15 protein-coding genes and 1 pseudogene are annotated in these 19,656 nt (G+C 60.0%); 2 read left to right on the top strand and 14 right to left on the bottom strand.

Annotated elements, in window-relative coordinates; genetic code table 11:
• Positions 1-76: 76 nt before the first annotated feature.
• A pseudogene (locus IM300_RS22835) lies at positions 77-186 on the top strand (replication protein RepA).
• A gap of 31 nt (positions 187-217) precedes the next feature.
• On the opposite strand, the gene repA reads toward IM300_RS22835, so the two are convergent.
• The 7 genes from repA to traT all read right to left on the bottom strand — a co-directional run bounded on the left by repA (position 218) and on the right by traT (position 11,039).
• Positions 218-460: a replication regulatory protein RepA gene (repA, locus tag IM300_RS15640; RefSeq protein WP_072053796.1), complete on the bottom strand. Its 243-nt coding sequence runs from the start codon at positions 458-460 to the stop codon at positions 218-220.
• Between the two features lie 131 nt (positions 461-591).
• A complete protein-coding gene (locus IM300_RS15635; protein ID WP_193037241.1) occupies positions 592-1,134 on the bottom strand; it encodes a phospholipase D family protein in 543 nt (180 codons plus the stop codon).
• Between the two features lie 109 nt (positions 1,135-1,243).
• Positions 1,244-1,906: a fertility inhibition protein FinO gene (gene finO / locus IM300_RS15630; RefSeq protein WP_193037239.1), complete on the bottom strand. Its 663-nt coding sequence runs from the start codon at positions 1,904-1,906 to the stop codon at positions 1,244-1,246.
• A gap of 33 nt (positions 1,907-1,939) precedes the next feature.
• On the bottom strand, positions 1,940-2,677 hold the full coding sequence (gene traX, locus IM300_RS15625) for a type-F conjugative transfer system pilin acetylase TraX (RefSeq protein WP_193037237.1): 738 nt from the start codon (positions 2,675-2,677) through the stop codon (positions 1,940-1,942).
• A complete protein-coding gene (traI, locus tag IM300_RS15620; protein WP_193037235.1) occupies positions 2,677-7,920 on the bottom strand; it encodes a conjugative transfer relaxase/helicase TraI in 5,244 nt (1,747 codons plus the stop codon). Before traI ends, traX begins: the two co-directional genes overlap by 1 nt.
• A complete protein-coding gene (gene traD, locus IM300_RS15615) occupies positions 7,920-10,133 on the bottom strand; it encodes a type IV conjugative transfer system coupling protein TraD (protein WP_193037233.1) in 2,214 nt (737 codons plus the stop codon). Before traD ends, traI begins: the two co-directional genes overlap by 1 nt.
• Positions 10,134-10,307: 174 nt before the next feature.
• Positions 10,308-11,039, bottom strand: coding sequence for a conjugal transfer complement resistance protein TraT (traT, locus tag IM300_RS15610; RefSeq protein ID WP_193037231.1), 732 nt, complete (start codon positions 11,037-11,039; stop codon positions 10,308-10,310).
• Here traT and IM300_RS15605 point away from each other — a divergent pair.
• The gene (locus IM300_RS15605; protein ID WP_370552240.1) at positions 10,996-11,439 is read left to right on the top strand and encodes a heavy metal-binding domain-containing protein; all 444 of its coding nucleotides are present in this window, start codon (positions 10,996-10,998) and stop codon (positions 11,437-11,439) included. The two genes, traT and IM300_RS15605, sit on opposite strands and share 44 nt — an antisense overlap.
• A gap of 1 nt (position 11,440) precedes the next feature.
• On the opposite strand, the gene traG is transcribed toward IM300_RS15605, so the two are convergent.
• Genes traG through trbC form a run of 7 tightly spaced genes read right to left on the bottom strand, consistent with a single transcriptional unit; the run spans position 11,441 to position 19,656 of the window.
• A complete protein-coding gene (gene traG / locus IM300_RS15600) occupies positions 11,441-14,260 on the bottom strand; it encodes a conjugal transfer mating-pair stabilization protein TraG (RefSeq protein ID WP_193037227.1) in 2,820 nt (939 codons plus the stop codon).
• Positions 14,260-15,633 (bottom strand): conjugal transfer pilus assembly protein TraH, encoded by a 1,374-nt coding sequence (gene traH / locus IM300_RS15595; RefSeq protein ID WP_193037340.1) that lies wholly within the window; start codon positions 15,631-15,633, stop codon positions 14,260-14,262. Before traH ends, traG begins: the two co-directional genes overlap by 1 nt.
• The gene (gene trbB, locus IM300_RS15590; RefSeq protein WP_193037225.1) at positions 15,633-16,172 is read right to left on the bottom strand and encodes a type-F conjugative transfer system pilin assembly thiol-disulfide isomerase TrbB; all 540 of its coding nucleotides are present in this window, start codon (positions 16,170-16,172) and stop codon (positions 15,633-15,635) included. The genes traH and trbB overlap by 1 nt, the downstream gene beginning before the upstream one ends.
• The gene (traQ, locus tag IM300_RS15585; RefSeq protein ID WP_193037223.1) at positions 16,162-16,407 is read right to left on the bottom strand and encodes a type-F conjugative transfer system pilin chaperone TraQ; all 246 of its coding nucleotides are present in this window, start codon (positions 16,405-16,407) and stop codon (positions 16,162-16,164) included. Before traQ ends, trbB begins: the two co-directional genes overlap by 11 nt.
• A gap of 16 nt (positions 16,408-16,423) precedes the next feature.
• A complete protein-coding gene (gene traF / locus IM300_RS15580; protein WP_063865636.1) occupies positions 16,424-17,179 on the bottom strand; it encodes a type-F conjugative transfer system pilin assembly protein TraF in 756 nt (251 codons plus the stop codon).
• A 9-nt stretch (positions 17,180-17,188) separates the two neighbouring features.
• On the bottom strand, positions 17,189-19,042 hold the full coding sequence (traN, locus tag IM300_RS15575) for a type-F conjugative transfer system mating-pair stabilization protein TraN (protein WP_193037221.1): 1,854 nt from the start codon (positions 19,040-19,042) through the stop codon (positions 17,189-17,191).
• Positions 19,039-19,656, bottom strand: coding sequence for a type-F conjugative transfer system pilin assembly protein TrbC (gene trbC / locus IM300_RS15570; protein WP_193037219.1), 618 nt, complete (start codon positions 19,654-19,656; stop codon positions 19,039-19,041). Before trbC ends, traN begins: the two co-directional genes overlap by 4 nt.

Below are 19,656 nucleotides of genomic sequence, written 5' to 3'. Positions count from 1 at the left end.
CCTAGCCAGGTACAACAATACCTGACTATGTACTTTGAAGGCCCCGTTAATCTTCGATCCCGCCAAGAATTGAAAGATTATCGGGGTTTTTGCTTTTCTGGTTCCGGGTAGACACCTCATCAGAACCAGTTCCCTGCCACGTTAAGGCGTGGCCAGCCAAAATTCTTCAGACAATCAGTAATCTAGCACTCAACAAGTTCGCAATCAATAAATGTGACTACTCACCATTTACTTCTCGTTCGAGCAGCTGCTCTATAGCTTCCGCTTGTGTTATCCCTTGCTCCTGACATAGAGCATCGAGTTTTTCCTTAAGCGCGTTGCGAATGAAGACATTAACAGGCTTATGCGTTTCTCTTTTGCGTGAAACTGAATGCTTTTTTCTTTCACTGGTGCTTAGAGCAGCACCTCTTCGATAAGCCCGTTTTGATGAGGAAGTTCCTGCATTTCCGGCCTGCGACATCTCTGCCTCCCCAAGGATCAAACAAGGATCGTTTTGCAGAGAATACTACAGATTCGAGATATCAGCGACTTAGTTATGAACGCAAGCCGTGTTGGCGCACGGTTTACGTCAAGTGCTCATACTGACGGGCGTCAGTACGTGGGTTTCCAGTCTGTTCCCTGAGACCAGCGGGACTGCCAGTGGGTGAGATAGCGGCTGGCTATCTCCGGCATCTCGCGGATAACGAGCACGTTCTCCGAGTTTTTGCGTGCTCCTGCCCGGGTGTAGTTAAAGCTTCCCGTCTCCACCGTCTGGCCATCCACGATGATGATCTTGTCGTGCATGATCGCGTAACGATCGTTCGTTCGAACAGGAATGCCGGCTCCTGCAACCAGGTTCATGGCCGCCACGCTTGCCCTGTTCCGGTTTCCCTTCTCGTCCAGCACGAGCTTCACGTCTACGCCACGACGGTGGGCATCAACCAGCGCCCGCACCACCTCCGGCGAAGTGAAGGAGTACCCCATCATGCGGATGCTTTCCCGCGCAGAGCCAATCGTGTTCAGGACCAGCTCCAGCGCGCCGCGTTCAGGGGAAAACGCCGTCTGTATTGAAGGGGATGCCGTTGCCGGCAGGGTCACGCTCAGGGCGCAGCAGGCCAGGCCGGACAGCGCCAGCCAGCGTAATGAATAACGCATTAAATACCTCAGAATGTCAGTTCAGAATGGTGTTCTTCAGAAACGCCGGGCATGGGGAAAATCGCTTTTCCCCATGCCCGGCGTTGGACAACGACGCCATGCGGAGGCGTCAGGCCGTGTGCTGTTTTTGCTCGTACTCAGCCTTGCGCTGAAGGCGGGCGTGCTCCTGCTCCTTTCGCCTGACGGCATAGGCAGCCTCGTCTGCCGTCACCCTGGTCACCGGCTGGCCGTCAATATCGATGCGCCACGTCCCTTCCGTCATCGCCTCAAGATACGCATCCGAGCGGGTAATCGCGCTCAGGCAGCGCTTAAGCTTTTTAACCGACATATCCAGATTGCGGCTGCGAATGTCCTCTATCATCGCCTCGCGGATGTTTATCGCCAGCAGGCGGGGAAGCCCGTTCAGCGCCAGGGCGGGCCAGCAGCGCGCTATCTCTGCCACAGCCTCCTCCAGCGTCATCAGGGTCCGGAACTTTGGCTCCGGCGGCGGCTTGCGCTTCGTCGCCCGCCGTGCCTCGCGCTCCTGCGCCTGATGCCCGGCCCACAGCCCGGCCTTCTCCTGCCGCTTCGCCTCTTTGGCTGCGGCCCGCTCTGCCTTCTCTTTCTCTTCCTGTTCCTGTTTTCTTAGCTTCCATGCGGGCGGCTGGCTCACCACCACCGTCTTTTTACGCGTTACGGACCTGACCGGCTCGCCTGGGCCGCCCGTCGTTTCCTTCACGTCCGGTGCCGGCTTTCGCCGCAGCGTCAGCTTAGGGCGTTGTTCGTCTGTCATCTCAGCTCCTGTATTTCCCTGTACTTCTCATGATTACAGCGCAATCAGCCCCAGCGCGGCAAGATGCACAGCATAGAACAGCGGAAAGAATTCACGCGGCCAGAACCTCGGCACCGCGCCGCAGGTGCGGCTCAGCACCGTCAGCGTCACGCCCGGGATAATGAGCCCCGCGACGGCCATGGCCGCCCCGTCTGCGGCATTCAGCGCCAGCATCGTCAGGGCAAGGCAGCACGCAAGCCCCGTGCGCGTGGTGCGCCGCCCGGTCATGAACACACCGCAGGCCAGAAGCAGCATCATCACGCCCGCAATCCCGTAGCTCGCTCCCGAAAACGGCAGCCAGACCAGAACCAGCATCAGGGACAGCGGCCACGCCTGCGGCCCGTGAGCCTGCATCAGACGCAGCGCCTGCCCGCTTACCGCAAAGGCAAACAGGATATTGCCCGCGTCCGGGCGCAGCCCCGCCAGTATCCACCCGCCCTGCGCCACGATTGCCCAGACCCAGAGCCGGTTCAGCGACCGCTGGCGAACGGCCGGATGCCGGGCGAGGTTCATCGCCCACACCAGGCCAAACAGCGGAAACGCCCCACGTCCGGCCAGGCGCAGACATTCACTGTCCAGGCCGAACAGCAGGCTGACGTGGTCGGCCACCATCAGGACAAGCGCCACGGTTTTGATAAGGTCGGTCTGCCCCGGCGTCCAGATAACCAGCCGCTGGAGCCAGCAGTCGGCCACCACGACCAGAGGGAAAAAAGGATTATTTTCAGCACGCATCAGTCGCCTCCCGGGGTCTTTTCACGTTCCAGCACGCGCACCGTGTCGCGCTCCATCTGTTGCAGGCGGTCGCGCTGCACGTTTTCGTGCGCCACCCTCGATACCGCCTCATCCCGGGCGCGAACGTCCGGGTTTTCAGGCAGCGTGACGTCCGTAGACCGTTCCCGGTTTTTTCCCTCGCCCAGCTCGCGCGCCAGCTCCCTGACCGCGTCGGCAGGTTCGGCAGACTTCTCGCCCCCGCGCGCCAGCTCGCGCACCGCATCTTCCGCCCGTTTCTCCAGCTCACGCCTCTGCTGCGCCTCAAGCGCCTGCTGCGCCAGCACCTCCGGCGGGATTTTCTCGCCGTGCTGCGTACCCGTCCCGTCGGGTAACGCGTCAGCCCAGACGCGGCCGCCGGTGATGGCCCCCGGATTCCACGGGCGGCCTTCTGCATCACCAATACGGACCACCACGCCGCTCTGCGGGTTCTCCCGCGCCAGCCGCACGCCTTCTGCCATATCCCCCGCCATCAGCGACTCGCCGTTTCGGCTGGCCTGAAGGCCGGCAAACGCAGCGTCCCCGCTCCCCATCACGCGCCCTTCACCGCTCAGCCCCTGAAGCCGCCCGTCCCCGTCGGTCAGGGTGCTCAGCCAGACACCCGCCTGCCTGCCGTTGCGGTCAAAGGCAGGCAGCGCCACGTGCGGCTGCGGGTATTTCCTTCCCGGAGAGATAAACTTCGCCAGCGTAGTCTCAGGCCGCAGCCCGGCCTGGCGCAGCGCGGCGCGGCCCGCCGGGACCTCGCCCAGCCCCTTTGCCGATGCCGTGAGGCGGGCGGCGTTCGCCACCGCGCGGTCGTTGCGCGGCTCCACGATGTCATGAGCGGTGCTTTTCGCCTGCGATTTTTCCATGGCGGCCACCCACTTCTCGCGGTTGTCGGTGTAGACCTGCGCGTGCTGCTTCATGCGGCTCAGCGCCACGTAGGCCGACTCGAAGTTCACCATCTGCTTACGCCCGCCGTCCGTCCCCTGAAGTGAAATGGAGAAGGGCTCGCTCGCACCCTGGGCACCGTAGACCGTCACGGCGTAGGCAAGGTCAATGTGCTGCTCCGCAGGCTCCACACCCGGCCTGACCGTGCGGGTCTGCTTCCCGTCAGTCAGCGTGACGCTGTCACCTTTAATGTCGCTGACCGTCCAGACTCTGTTGGCCACAAAGCCCCGATCGTTGTCGCTTTTTGAAAAGCGCATCCGGTCCCCCGGCGAGACGGCGATGGTGTCCTGGCTGTACAGCGTCACGCCTTCGGTCGTCGCCTGTGCGGGTGAAAGACTGCGGGTATTGCCCTGTTCGTCCTTCAGTGTCACCAGGTGCGCGTGCTTATCCAGCGCATCTACTCTGTAGTAGGTGTTGTCCAGCAGGACCATGCTGCTGGCGTGAGTCTGCCAGGTGTCCATTCGCCGCAGCTCGCCGTCGCGGATGTTTGCCGGCGTCAGCACGGGCACGATCGCCTCTTTCTCGCCCAGCTCTCCCGCCTCGCGGCGCGCGTCGTGGATCATCGCATTGAGCTGGCGCCGGTCGGCGTTCAGGGCGGTGATCACGATGGTCTGCGCCTGCGCCTGCGGCGTGCGCCCCGTGTAGTCCTTCACGATGGCCTCCAGCAGTGTTGCGGGCTGCCCGCCGGGCGCCAGGTCTCCGGCCTTAATCGCATCAGCAATCGCCTTCTCCTGCTCGCGGCTGAACTCCATGACCGAACCGTCAGGCTGCCACGCGTCCGGCCTGCGCGGAACCTGCTGAGGCGCCACGCTCTCAAGGGTGGTCAGGGCGCTGCCGATATTCCTCTCAATGAGGCTGTACACCGCTGGCCGAAGCGCAGGGGTCTGGCGGACTATCTCCTGCATCACCACCGTATCGATGGCGCTGCGCTTCTGAAGCAGCCGGAAGGGCTGGCCGGGCGCGATGGACTGTAGCTGGTCGGTGTCGCCGCTCGATACCGCGCGCCCGCCGCCCCCCGCAATCAGGCTGTACGCCTTCGCCATGTCGGCGTTGCCCACCATCGAGCTTTCGTCGATGAGGAACAGCACGTTGCTGAAGTCCGGCCGCTCGCCGCCGCGCAGCTGCTGCTGCGTGTCGTGGATAAAAGCCGCCAGTGTCTGTGATTCGGGCACGCCCGCATCGCGCATCTCCCCCACCGCCCGGTGAGTCGGGGCCACGCCGATAACGCGCGGCCGCTGCTCTTCCGGCAGCGTGCCGATGGCCGACATGACCGCCCGGAACTGCGTTGTCTTGCCCACGCCCGCGTAGCCCTGGACCAGGGTAAAGCGATCGGGGGACTCCAGAATCATGCGCGTGGCGTTCTGCTGCCCGTCGGTCAGGCCCGCCAGCTGCGCGTCCGGAACCTTGCCCATCAGCGGGGTGACGGCATCCTTTCCCTCAAGAACGTGGCGGATAATGCTTTTCTCAGCGTTGTAGGACTGACGCGAGACGAGCTGTTGCAGCCCGTTCCCCTGCGAAACAGGCACCGATATCAGCGCCCCGCTGCGCGTCTGGCGCGCAATTTCATCCCCAATCGCGGCCAGACTGAGCTTGTCCTGTGCGAAATCCTTCGCGGCGGCCATCAGCTGCGGTCGGGTGAACGCCAGCCCGTTACCCTCAAGCGAAGGAATGGCAAGATGGATGGCCTGTTGCTCCGGCGTGTTCAGCGCGGCCTTCTGATGCGCCAGCGCTTCGCCAAGAGAGTCCTTCCCGGCGGCCTCCTTCACCTGCGCCGTCACCACGGTCCAGGCAGACTGACGGGACAGCTTCTCCTCCATTTTCTGCACCGTCTGCGCGGAATAGAGCCTGATCTCAGCACCGCTGCGGGCCAGGCCGTTCAGCGTGGCGTTATCCATCTCGCGCTGCGTCAGCGAGGCGTAGACCGTAGCGCTGTCGCTCACCGATCGGCCCGGCGACTCCACCCAGCCCTGACCGATCTTCGGTGCCGTGAAGGGGCTGTCGCCCGCCGGCAGCACCACCTGCGTTTTTCGCCCCGGCAGGCTGACGTGGATACCCTTCTCATCGATGCCCGTCACGGTCACGCTGTCCCCGCCCTTCAGGCGCGCGCCCTGCGTCTGGCCCAGCACGGCCAGGCGGTCACCTTCGGTCACCTGGAGGGTGCCGGTGCGGTAGAGGGACCAGCTGCTGTCGAGTTCCGTCAGGCGGGCCACCTGCGTTTCACCCTGCGCGTTGCGCAGCGTCAGGCTGTTGTTGCGGGCGGTGACGCGATCGATAACGAAGCGCTCGCGGCTGCGCTCTTCAGCATTCCAGCGCTCCATCACCATGCCCTCCCGGTAGTGATCCCGAACCTGCCGGTGTCGTCCGTCAAGCCACACCGGCTCAAGCGTGGTAATGCGGATATCGCGCTCGCCCAGCACCTTTTCACCTTTCAGGGCATCGCGCACGGTGGCCGCCAGCGCCGCCTGCTCGCGGGCGCCACTAATCTGCACCACGGCCTCCTTGCCGGCACGGATGCTCTTCGTAAAGTCCGTCGCCAGACGATCGTAGCGTTCGCGCCTGTCCGGCTCGCTGATGACCGAGACCCGGGTTTTCTCGCCGCCCTGCCAGGCCAGCGTACTGACGCCCGCCTCCTTCATCACGGTCAGCGCGCTGCCGGTTCCGGTGCGCTGGCCGCTGTCAGCAATCAGCAGCTGGACGTTATGGCGCAGTGCGCCGTCGAGCAGCGTCAGCGTCTCTTTCAGGGTCAGCTTCTCGCCCTGGTCGACTATCAGCGTGCTGCCGGGAATGAACGTCATCCCTTCAGTCAGTCCGCGCCTGTCGGTGATCAGCTCGCCGCTGAGGCGCTCATCCCTGGCCAGGTTTGCGGCCGAACGGCGGTCGGCGGCCATAATCTGCACGTCGCGGCCCTGCTCGCGCGCCATCATGGCAAGCTCCGCCACGCGCTCGCGCTGTCCGGCCGCGCCGCCCTGTCCCGAGATGATGACCACCGGAGAGCGGTCCTGCGCCAGCACGCTGACGGCATCGCTGAACGTCTGGCTGCGTGGCACGCCTTTGTCGGGAAAGACGTCCACGCGGCCCTGCTGCTGAAGCTCGCGCGACAGCGCCGACACGGACAGCTCGTCCAGAACATGAACGTTTGAGGTGAACAGCCCCTTCTCTTTATCGAGCGGGATCAGCTGCTCGTTTTTGATGGCCGCATCGATGCCTTCCCGCGCCTGCTCAATCATGCCGGGACGCGCGGGCAGCTGGCCGAGGGTGGTGGCCAGCAGCTCGGAGTAGGTAAACCGCGCCCGCCGGTCGCTCAGCATGGCGATGCTCTGGCTGACCGCCGCAGGCGCATCAGGGGATTCCGGAGTGCTCACCGGAACGGCACCTTCACGTACCCGCAGGTCAGCGGCCTCACGGTAGGCCTGGATGTCGAATCCCGTTTCCTTCAGGGTGGCCATCCAATCAGCCATGCGCTGCTCCGGATCGACCTTCTGCTTGGACTGACGGGTGTCGAGCGCCGCCACGTCGCGCGACTTCAGGGACGCATCGTCCCCGACCGCCTCGCGTATGGCCTTACTGCGGCTGGAGTACGGCTCCGTCGGGACGCCCTTCAGCTCCCACATTCCGTGCTTGCCGACCGTTTCGGTCTCGTAGCCCATTGCCGTCACGTCGTCCTTCAGCGCGGCGCGGTACAGGCGGCCAAAGGCTATCTGGTTCGCGTAGACGTTTTCGATAAAGCCGGTCTTTCCGATTTTGTCGCTGCTGAGCGTGCGCCAGGTTCCGTCGTGCTGCGTGACGTTGGCCACCACGGCATGGGTGTGCAGCTGCGGCTCCTGGTTGCGGCTGGTATCGTGGTTAAACAGCGCCATCACCAGGTTGCCGGTCAGCTGCGTCTCGCTTTTGCCGTCGGTCATGACGCGCGTGGAGGCCAGCACCTCGATCTGCGTAATGGCCGTGTCCACAGCGCGGTTGTGGGCGTCGATGAGGCGCGTGTCGCCGCCCAGCATGGCCATCACCGAGATGCTTTTGGGCGCTGAAAACGTCAGGTCGTAGCCAGGACGGTGTTTGTTGGTCCCGTCCTGGGCGCGGCTCAGATCGCTGCCGTCGGGGAGCTTTCCTTCCAGCACGCGGGTAAAGGTTTTCACGTCCACGCTGCCGCTGAGTCCCAGCGCCTTAGCGCCTTCACCCGCCCAGCGTTCGCCTATGCTGCCGATAACGTAGTAGTTGTCCTTGTCGGTATAGTAGTTGCCCGCGCTGCCGGCAGACTTAACCGAGCCGATGCTCATCATCAGATGTATCCTCCCGGCTCAAGATCGTCGTCATGCGTCCTGTGAACGTTGATGTTCACCTCTTCACGCCTCTGCCGCTCCTGCGGCGTCAGCTCGTCCTGCTCCGCCTGCCAGGCCTCCCAGGCAGCCATATCGACCACTTCGCCGCTTTCATCAATGCCCGGCGGCAGCTGCTCTGCCTCCTCTGCCTTCGTCTCAAGTACCGATTCGGTGCCGCCGGTGCCCGCAACGGCGGCGACCGCAGCGGAGGTACTGGCTGCGACAGGGGCAGGCTGTGGCTGCTGTGGCTGCTGTGGCTGCTGTGGCTGCTGTGGCTGCTGTGGCTGCTGTGGCTGCTGTGGCTGCTGTGGCTGGCCAGCATTCTCCGTACCTGACACCGGAGCAACGACTTCCGTATCCGGCTCGAAAAGCATGGCCACGCTGCGGGACTCGGCCTCGCGGGCCGCGAGTGCCGCATTGAGGCGCTGCTCGGCCTGAGGGTCGATGTGGCGCTGAATGAATTCAGGTGCCACCTTCGGGCGCTCCTGATATTTCAGGGCCATCTTCACCGCCGGATACGGCCCGGGAAGGGTGACGTAGCAGGACAGGTCGGGCAGCGTCTGGATATCGGAGTAGCTGACCAGGGTCACGCGCTCCATATCCTTACCGACCGACGTACCGTCACGCACCGGGTCCACACCGTAAGAATATTGCTCTGAAGCCTTGAGGATTTCTTTCTCGCCGATTTCACCGGCGGCGAACTCGGCGATATTGCGAGACGGTGAACGGAAGAACGCGCGGGTGTTCAGCACGTCGAACAGCGTTTCCGCGGGCTTCTGGCCGTAGATATCCTCCAGCTGGGCATAGGACTGGATGCCGATGACGTAGCAGCCGCCGAACTTACGCGCCTCCGGCAGGATTTCAACCAGGTCCGGCAGCTTGTGCAGGGTCGGCAGCTCGTCGGCAAAAATCCAGACGCGCCGGTTGCGGTTTTCCCCCATGGCCAGCAGGCCACGGATGGCAATGGACAGCCACATGGAGATGACCGGCTTCAGGGAGGCATGGATATCGGCATTTGAGGAGATAAACAGCCAGCCGTTCCGCCCGTCTTCCCGCACGCCGCGCATCCAGTCGCGGATGGTGAAGGGTTCACCGTTGTGCTCGATGCCCTGGAGGTAGCGGATGGCCTTGACGTAGTTTGTCAGCACCGCACGGATCGAGATGGCCGTCTTCTCGATTTTCTCCTCCACCAGGTTCGCCGCCGGCGAATTCTGAAGGTATGAACGCAGCTTCTCAATCTTGATGGAGAGCAGCGTGTCGACCAGCTTGCTGTAGCTGCGGTCCTTGTCGTTACGCATCAGGTAGGCCGCTTCGGCAAAGATGGTGCGACCGGAGCCCTGCCAGAAGGGATCTTCCTTTGTGCCCATCGGGATGAGGGTGTTGGAGACGTTATCGAAGTCAGGCTGTGTCAGGCACTCGCGCCATAAATCCCAGGCCGCGCAGCGCGCATCCATAGGGTTGAGTATCTTGTCGATTGACGGGTCGTAGTAGCTTTTAACGAACTCGCAGGAGCGGTCGTAGACGATGACCATGTCGCCGCGCTTGCGGGCATAGTTCATCAGGCGGCGGATGACTTCGGACTTCCCTGCCCCGACGGTACCGTGCAGGCAGAAGTTCTGTATCTCGGAGTTTTTGATGAGCGGCAAATCGCCAATTTTGATATCAGATGCCAGATTGTCGCGCATGAGCATTCTGGCCACTTCTCTGGGGTCGTCGGTCAGCTGGCGACCGCCGGTGACCTCGTCCTCGCTCTGCTGCTTGCCCTGATGCCCCAGAATCCACGTGGTGACAAAGAAGGCGATGACGCAGACCACGGCGGCAATGATGGCCGCGAGGATAAAAGCGGTCCAGACCTGGTCAGCACACCAGATAACGTACTTGTCCTGCAACAGCTGCTGCGCGTTATACTTCAGTTCCTTGCCGTAGTAGCGAATGGTGTAAACGGGCTGGGACCTGAAAACATCGCGCATAGGGGCAAGCGTCTGGCACCAGTACCAGGCCATGCCGTTGACGAAAGTCTGCCACGAAAGCTTCACGGCCAGCGTCAGGGCGACGATGATCCCGAAGAGAATAACGAGGCAGTACAAAATGATGTTGGCGATCTGGCTGAACATGCGAATGCGCATGCTCGCGATCTGACCGCCCTGGGTCATATCCTTGGCATTAAAACTCATGATGTCGGTCCGGTGGTGTGTGCCGTCACACTGGCGGCAAAGGCAAAGTATTCCGGCGTTGCCGGCAACCCTTTATGACCGCACAAAGATTTGTGCAGCCATAAAGCGTTAGCGTTGAAAAACGAGAAGTTGTGTCAGATAAACAGGGCGGCGGGTCCGCCCTGTCGGCACCTGTCAGAGAATGTTTGCGACGGATTTGGCCAGCTGGTCTTCAAGCACAGGCTGTGCTTCCGGGAACTTCAGATTGACCTTGTTCGCGTTAGATACGATACGGGTCTGGTATTTGTGCTGATTTCCCTGCTCTGAGCTGGTCTGAATTTTAGAGCCGGAAGTGCCCTGACGCAGCGCGGCAAAATTGTCGGTGGTGACAACCGCCTTCGTACGCTCGGCAATCTGCACGTCGGTGATCATGGTGTAGTTGATATCCTCAACCATGGCGTCCGCCGCCATGCCAATAAGCCCGGAGGCGAGACCAACACCCAGCGTGGCACCCGCAGAGCTGGAGTTGTATGCCATAATACCCGCCCCCAGCGCCGCACCTGCCGCTGCCCCTTCATAACCACGGCTCAGCCAGCTCTGGGCGTCTCGCAGATCCATTTTATCGGCTTTGAGCACGTTGGCCTGAATCCAGTAATAGGCTTTATCCGGAGAGGAGACGACCTGATAGCCTTTGGCTTTCACCGCGTCAGCGACCTTAGCCTGTAGCCCGCTCATGTCCTTGTCAGAGGTGTTTTTGATCTGCAGATAAACGGTACGCTCTGAGGAAGACTCCAGCCAGATGGTTTCACTCATCTGGGTTTTCACCTCAAGGTTACGCTTCTTAATTGCTGTGCTCATCGCGCCGCAGCCGGAAAGGACCAAAGTGGAACTGACCAGAGCTGCAATCATTATTTTTTCCATTTTCATAAGGATTTCCTTGTTATCATTTATATTCAATCTTGAAGTGTTGTACAATTTAAAAGTTTTTTTAACACAGCAATTTCTTAGGATATTTATGGGAATTTTTGAAAGAAAACTAGATGTCAGTACCACGGCTCATTTTCAGATTTTTACTTCGACACCTCCACAAATGAAAGTCTTGAAAAACTTCGGCCTAGTAAAGGCCACCACATCAGAAATAACCGCCAAATACCGTAATGAAGATGATGAACTACTTGCTGCTCTATTTAACGAAGCAAAAAAATTAGGAGCAAACGCAATCATTAATCTTCAGTATACTTCCGGTTCATATCAGAGAAACGGGCATACTTTTGTTACGAGTTATCTGATAGCAACTGGTGATGCTGTTATGCTGGAAGATATATGATTTAACTATTTTTATCCATATACTCTCTGGCCTTATTAAGCAGTTCATCCGGAGTGTCTGCCCCCGGCAGTCGCTCTTGGGTAGCCTTTTCTTCATTAAATTTTTGGTTTTGATATAATTCATCTTTTTTATGATGATTCTGTAATCCAGTATACTGCTGATTTATATCTTGCTCCCCGTCACGAACATTTCTTACAGTCGTATTAATCTGTGAACGATATTCCGACGTCATATCTTCAACCTGATGTTTCACATCATTACGGATATTATTGTCCAATGTTCTTTGGTTAATAATACCCTGATGTAACTGATGGTCAGCCATAACAGCCTCTTTGTTTTCGCCCGACACCACCCCTTCCAATGAGGCCCCAATTTCCGAACGCCCCGATGAGTATGCCGTATCAACAGCCGGCTGAACCTGCTCCTGAACGAACGACCAGGCCAGCTCCCTGCGCTTATCAGCCACTTCAGGTGATGCCGTATCTGTCAGCAGCTTGTCGGCATCATGTGGCGCCTGTCTGCGAACGTACTGCGCAAACTGCTGGTTCAGGTCTTCATTAATCTGGCCGCTCATGCTTTCAGTACGGGACGCCATTTCAGCAAACTCCTTGCTGCGCGCCAGGCTGGTCGCATACTGCTCAAGGCTTTGTTTTGCAGAACTCAGCGAGGCCGATAGCTGATCCGCGCGAGAAGCGGCGTTGTTATCCGTATGACTGCCGGACTCGCTGACCTTGCGGCTGGTGAAGTAATCACTGGCCTCTTTAAAATCCTGAGAGGATTTTGCATCTAGATCATGACGGGCATCCTGACTGGCTCTTGTGCTAATGCTAGCCTGATGAGAATCATTATCTTCGAAATCTCGAGCTGCTTTAACCCCGAACTGTCCTCCAATCTGAGCACCATTTCCAAGAATACTAACCCCCATACCTCCCTTAACATGAGCATCACCGTAAAAACCAAGAGAATCACGTGTGCTTCTTGCCGCCAACTCCTGAGTCGCCTGCTCATTACTGATGTTGTGCCCCTTCGCATAGCTCTCCACCGCGCTGCGCATCTTGCTGACCATCATGGAGTCCTGCGCGCTCATGGTGCTGTCGGCGCCCTGAGTCATCGTGTCGCTGCTCCCCCGGTTGGTGCCAAACTGGCTGAGGGTCTGCCACGTGCTCGACATGCTGCTGCTGAAGCTCTGCATGGCGCTCTGGGACTGCGTCTGCGCCTCACGCGCCATTTCCTGCTGTGCGGAGGCCAGCTGGCGGGCAAAGTTAATGCTCACCGGCAGCTTGCTCGCCGCCTGTGTGGAGTCAGTCACCGTACTGCCATCCCGCATCTGCGTCGACGTCGCCCCGTTAGACAGCTGATGGCTCATCTGGCCGAACAGGGTCGAACTGTTGGTGTTGAAACTGTTCCCGCTGACGTTTTCGGTCTGCATGTTCGCGTAAGAGTAGTTGCCGTCCACCGCTCCCGCAGCCGCCGTCGCCGCCGGGCTGATGGCTGAGGACGCCAGGTGGCTGTAAAGGCTTGAGAAGCTCGAACCCAGACCTTTCAGCATCCCCCACGCCAGCGGCGGAATAAGCATCGACAGATAGCCCGCAGTGGTGGCGAGGTCCGAGTACTTCAGCTGCACCTGCGACAGCTCGGAGAGCACCACCGGTGAACCGTTCGCCTTCGCGTAGAACGTCATGCAGCTGTTCAGGATGGCGTAAAGCAGCGGCCAGCTCTGCACCCACATAATCGCCATGACGTAACCCTTCAGCACGTTAAGCGTGACCGCGTTAAACATGCCGCCCAGCACCATGAGGGGGAAGATACCGATGGTCAGCCCCACAATCAGCGTCTGAGACATAGGCAGGGATCGCAGGGCCACCTGACCGACTGTGGCGTGCGCCAGGCGCTGCTTCTCCATTGAGGTCGTGGTGGCGATATTCAGCAGGCTCGATGTGTCGCCGTTACGTGCCGCATAGCCCATAATCCCCTCACGCAGGGCGTTCATCGTCACGTTCTGCCGGATTATCTGCGAGGCGCTCGTCCCGGAGTTGTAGAAATAGCTGTAGCTTTCCCCGAGCATCTGGTTCAGCAGGAGATCGGGGTTCGGACGTCCCCCAAAGAGCCAGCGCGCGTAATAGCTCCAGCTCTTTCCGCCCGTCTGGGTATCCAGCGCCAGTTTTGGTTTAAGCTCATTTGCGGCCTGTTCGCAGGTCATAAACTGATTGTTCTTGTTAAAAACCCCCCGGAGCGGACTGGGTTTAGAGAAAATGATGGTGTAGGGATCGGTGCTGTTCATCAGCTCGTCCAGGGTGTACTTCCCGTTGAGGAAGATATCCCCCATCACGCAGTTCTGCACGTAGTCCGAAAACAGCGTGGTGATTTCGGGATTCTTCGACAGGAAGTCGGTGCTGCGCGCGACCAGGTTCGCGCCGAACAGCATGCCGGTCTTGCTGTAGGTCACGCTGTCCGGCTGCGAAAAGACCATCTCGTAGCCCTGCACCAGGGCGTGCCCGATGGTGGTCGTCAGCGATGCGGGCAGCGCGAGGCCCACGGGCACGTTATCGACCTTGTACACCTTCGTCAGGTCGCTGTTGTCGATAATCTGCACCGGTGTACGCACGCTGACCAGCAGGGACATCAGAACGATGGTGGCTATCCAGCCCAGCATGTCCATAATGTTATGGCGGCGCAGCCAGGAGATGGCTACGACCAGCACCGAGAGCGCAGTCACGATCCGGCGGATGATGGCCCAACTGTCGGTGTTCATGAAAGTCACTATCGCGTTCAGCGTCTGGCTCAGCCAGTCTCCGCCCGCAATCACGTATATGGCCTGCATCAGCGTGCTCCTCCGAAGTGATAGTTGTTCTGATAGCGCTGAAGCATGCGGGCCGAAACCTGCTGGCGCATGTAGCTCATCTGGCGGTCAACGACCAGCAGCGCGTCCTGCTGCACCTGCACCTGCGCCTGGAAGGACGCGATCTGCCGCGTGGCTTCGTTGAGGTTGTTATTGATGCTGTCGATAACGGCCTGGTCATAGTTACCCGTGGCCATCATGGCCCGCGCCTGCTGCACCATCTCCTGGATGTACTGAAGCAGGATGTCGTAGCCGATGTAGTCCGTCAGCTGGTAGACGAGGCTGTCCGAGACGCCCAGCATCATCGGGTCCACCAGGTACTTGAAGACCGGAATTGTGGTGCTGGAGACAAACCCCTTCTCCTTGTCGGTCAGCGCGGTGTCCGTGGCGGCCTTGTTCTGGATGCTGGAGAGAATGTCCTTTATCTGATTTTTGAGGGCATTCTTTTCGCTGATGGTGACGGTCGCGTCGGCTGCCACCTTCAGGCACTTCTCGCTGTCGTTGCAGTGGTAAATTCTCGCCGTCCCACCCTCCATTACTGCCTTAATGATGTCGCGGTCGGTAGTACGGGCAGGCAGAGGCGTGATGTTCCCCTTCTCATCAAAAATCAGGGTCCCGGTGAGGGTCATGATGAATTCCCTCAGCTCTTTGTTCCCGCTGAACATGCCGTTCTTGCCCAGCGAATGCCAGATGATGTTGATGTTTTTGGTGATGCGCTCTTCGTCCTCTTTCCCGGCCTTATCACGCACCTTGTCGAGGCTGCCCCCCACGGTGCAGCCCTGGCGGGATGCCGCCCAGTCCGCAAACATATTGCTTTCACCGGCAATGTCCTGGCACACCTTGGTCTGGGAGACCTGAGTACGCGGGAACAGCCCGCCGACAATGCCCTGTGCGGCCTGGCAGGAGCTCAGGTTCATGCTGTTGATGTCGCTGGCCATCTTCTGGAGGAAGTCCTTGGCCGTCTTGATTTCCGGCACGGTGGTTTGCAGGGCGAGGTCAAAGAAGTAGCCCGCGGCGTTGGACATAATCTGCTTGGCGAAGCGCTGTAGCTGGTCGCTGTTGATATAGCTGAACGAGCCGAGGTAGGCATCGATGCCCCCGCACCCGGCGTTGATGTCGGGTAACGACATGGAGACCAGCTGGACGGTCTTAACCTGAGTGCGGGCGTAAAGCGAGCCGCCTGTGGCATAGCCCGCCGCCTGCCCCTGCCAGACCTGTGGCTGGCTGGTATTGGACGCAAAGCCCAGCTTGTTGAAGAAGCTGTTCATGTCGCTGTTCACGTCGGCACAAACGGTCGACGAGCACGCAAGAAGGATGCCGCACAGCAGTCCGCGGCGTCTGAAAACGTTTACCATCATTTAGCTCCGTGCATCTGGAGGACGGTGTCCATACGGGCCATAAAGCCCTGTTCGTCCGTCGCCCCCTGAAGCAGCGGCAGGGCTTCAAGGGTATTTACGTTCACGAGAAAGGTGGTCGGGGTTGCCACGGGCAGGTTCGGGAAGAAGGTCTTCATCACCTCCGGCGGCGCGGGCAGGGCTTCCGGAAAGGCCGCATCACCCTGGCCGTCGATGGTGTAGGCCATCACCCCGAAACCAACCTGCTGCGAGAGCGACTTCAGCACCGAGTCGAACTTGTGGCAGTAAGGGCAATGTCCCTGCATGAACAGCACCACCTTCCAGTCGGCCAGGTTGACCTGCTGCCCGTTGCTGAGGCGGTACCAGACGGGTGGTCTGGCGGGCGCGGGCCTTGCAGCGACGGTATCTGTCTGCTGCGCGCCGGTCGTTGCACGTATGCCCTGCGGGTTCCACAACGATTTGATCTCGTCCAGCGTGGAAGCCTGCGTGGCCATACTGAAGATAAGCGCGGCGACCGCGATCGCTGAGTTAGCCTTCATGATGCTCCCCCTCCTCCTGACGCTTCTCTGCCTCGCGTGCCTGCGCGATCCACCGGTTAACGATGCGGTAGCCGCCCCACAGCGCCATCGACAGGCCGATTATCTGCGCCAGCGTAACGGCCATGGACGGGTTGTGGCGCACCAGGCGCGACACGATATGAAACCAGATGCCCAGGCTCAGTACCCAGAGTCCGGGCACGTCAAACTCGGGCAGGCGAAAACGAAATCTGCGCATGGAAACTCTCCCTGTTTTAAAAGTTGGGGGCAAAATCGGTTGAAACGTTGAGGAACTGCTTCGCCAGGTCGTCCTGGCTGATAAATCCGTAAGAAACGGGTTTGACGGTGCCGCTTTTCGGGTCGGCCAGCATCAGGGCCGGGAAGTGGCTGATGCCGAGGCGAGCCGCCTGCCCGCTGTCAATACGGGTGTCCGGCAAAAGCGGATTTACGATGCCGTCCACCGAGACCGGGATAACGCTGAGGTGATAGGTCTCGCGGAAGTTGTTGATCACCTGCGCCAGCTGGCCGTCGATCGGATCCTGGCCGCGGTAAAAGAACATCACGCCGTAATGCTGCGCCAGGGTCTCGATAGCGCGGCGCTGGTCGGCAAAGTCGGCGGCCAGCTGGTTGCGAACCGTGCCGTTGTAGTGGCTGTGCTGGAGGTTATAGTCCAGCTCCGGATGTTCAAGCATCGCCTTTTTGGCGCTCATCGAGAACAGCCCGGCCTGCTGTGTCCAGTAGTTCTGTAGCCGGAAGTACCGCACGAAGTTCTCCACGCCCGGATACAGAATGGCCTCGTACATGGCGCGCTTCGTCGCCTGCTGGAGCGTGGCGAGCTTTTCCATAATGTCCTGCTGTGCGGGGGCGGGCGGCGTAACCGTGGATTCGGCATCAGGACGCCTCTGGCTCTCGTTGTACCACTGCCATCCCGCGTCGTTTGCTGACACTGTCAGGGCTGGCATCACAGCCGTCAGCCCCACAGCAATGCTGATTAACGTGCGTTTATTCATGGGACCTCCTTATTGCGCCTTCAGCTGCGCGGCGATTTCTTCCTGCACCCGCCGGGTCAGGACATCGTTGTCCGGGATGTTCTGGTTGTTCTGCAGGTCTTCGTAGAAGTTCGTGAAGTCCAGCGCGTCGAATTTGATTTGCTGTAACTCGGTCTGGGGGATGCCGCGGCAGTCCGGGCTGCTGGCGCTGCCGAACCCGATATGCAGCTGGCCGTTGCGCCCCTGCTGCTGCACAATCTGCGCAAGCTTTGAATCAAACTGGCAGTAGCTGCGCTTCTTCTCCAGACACACGCCCAGGGCCTTCTTCGAGCAGAATTCCCCGACGCTTACCGTCAGCTTTTTCTCCTTCGCCTTGCCGAGCGCCTTCTCGTCACTGCTACAGCTGGCCAGGCCGACGTCCTGGCCCCAGCCGGAATCCTTGCAGCAGTTGCTGAAGCCCGCCGCAAACTTCTTACAGAACTTCGCGGTGCCGGTAAAGGCGCGGACGTTGACGCTGTTAATCGCAGCCGCATCCTTACCCGCTGCGGCAAGGGCCGCGAGCGCCGAGACCACCGGCGCAAAGTCGTTGTTGCTGCCCTGCTGCGCGCGGTCGCACTCGCCGTCGAGGCAGAACGTGTCTCCGCCGCATATCATGACCTTGCCGGCGGTGCGCGTTTCGCAGGAGTACGTGGCGTATTCATGCAGGCAGCCGCTGCCGTCTTCAGCCGTGAAGGCGCAGCTGCGCGAGGCCAGCGTGCAGGCGGCGTTATCCGTATACGTTTTGCAGCTGCCGTTATCGGCGGCCTGGGTCATGTACGTGTCGCGGTACTGCCAGCAGGCCTGCGTCACCGGATAGGTTATGCCGTCGACGACCACCGTTTTCGTGCTGCCTGGCGAGATGCACTCGGTTTTTTTGAGCGTACCTTCGCTCTTGCTGAACGGACAGGATTCGTTCCAGACCACGTCTGGTACCCATTTTTTGGCGGGAATTTCAATCTGGAGCGTAACGGTGAAGCTGTAGCGCATATTGCTGTGCTTCCAGATTGAATCTGTAGTGGGATTGTTTCTCCTGGTACGAATGGAAAACACCATCCCAGCGCCTTTCTTCAGCTGCATACCGCTACTCAGCACCAGGCTACCGGTATCGTTATCCATGGAAATCAACCCGAAAGGCGTGGTTACTCGCATAAACCAGTTAGGATTACTGAACGCCAGACGTTTATTCCAGGAATAGGTAGCTGTTGCAGCAACAACCTTCCCTGTCACCGGCGCAGTCCATGTTCCTGTGTATCCCGCTTCGGAGGAAGCAAACGAAATATTCTGAGACTGGATAACAATCTGTTTTGTTTCAGATGTATCTTCATAGTGGCCGGTAATGCTGGCCGTGCGCGTACAGGCCTGCTCAACCAGCAGGTCGCGCTCACAGGTATAGTTGGTGAATTCGCTGCGGCTGATGTTCTGCGCGCTGCACTGTAGCTGTCCGGTCTGGCCGATGATGCTGTCAGCGCGCCCCTGCACGTCCTTACTGGCGGTAATGAACGGCGCGTCCTGAGAGATAGTCTCCTTCGGGTTGTTAATGAAGGCGTCGGTCACCGCCTTCGTGGCCTCATTGGTGGTCCAGCCGGTGGCCGCATCTGCCTTCAGCGCCCCGTCACCGGTTGCCGTCACGCCACCGTAGTATTTTGTCTCCGCAGGCGAGGCGGTATAGCCCGGAAGCGTGGCTGACGGGTTGAAGTTACTGAGGCTGCTTTCCCCCTGCCCCTTGATCTGTTTTGCAAAGTCGGAGCCGGCTTTATACTGCGCGTCCGCATCAGCTCTTGCGTAAGCACTGAACGTGAGAGCCAGGAGCGCTAAAAGTGAGACGACCGGTACATGCCGTTTCATGCGTTGCCTCCCTTAGCCAGCAGTGCCCGCGCCTCATCGCGGCAGTCTCCCTGTTCCGCCACTTTCCCGAGCGCCTGCTTCAGGCGGAGGTTGCCGCGGATGACGTCGTGCCCACTTTCGCAGTACACCACCAGGGACGGCACGCTGGTGATGCCGTACTCACGATAGCGGTTGGGATCGATGGCCACGCCGGAGGCGCTGCCTTCCTGGACAAGCGACATGACCGCGTCAGCGGTGGCTTTCATATCGTTGTTGACCATCCCGCGCAGCACGGCGGGAATGTCGTAGCGGCGGGCCTCGGTCAGCATGCGCTTCAGGCCGGTCTCCGGAATGGCAAAGGAGACAAAGTACAGCGCCCCGTGCGTCGGCTTGTCCTGCTGAGCCTCCTGCTGGCGCTGCTTCAGTCCGCCAATAAAGCGGGTGTCCTCTGCCGAGAGCGGGTTCTGCCACACCTGCTGTGAGAGCATGTCACGCAGCGCGCTGTGGTCCTGCGCCCGCAGCTGCTGGCTGACGGTTTCCTGGTCGCGGATGAACGCGCGATCTGACCCGGTGTCTGCTGACGCTGCGCCGCAGAGCATTATGAGCAGTAATCCTGATACGATCCTGATGTTCAT

It is taken from the genome of Enterobacter cloacae complex sp. I2, from assembly GCF_014896205.1.
Classification (GTDB): domain Bacteria; phylum Pseudomonadota; class Gammaproteobacteria; order Enterobacterales; family Enterobacteriaceae; genus Enterobacter; species Enterobacter quasihormaechei.
The sequence above is the reverse complement of the archived record's forward strand: the minus strand, read 5'-3'. Positions and strand labels throughout refer to the sequence as shown.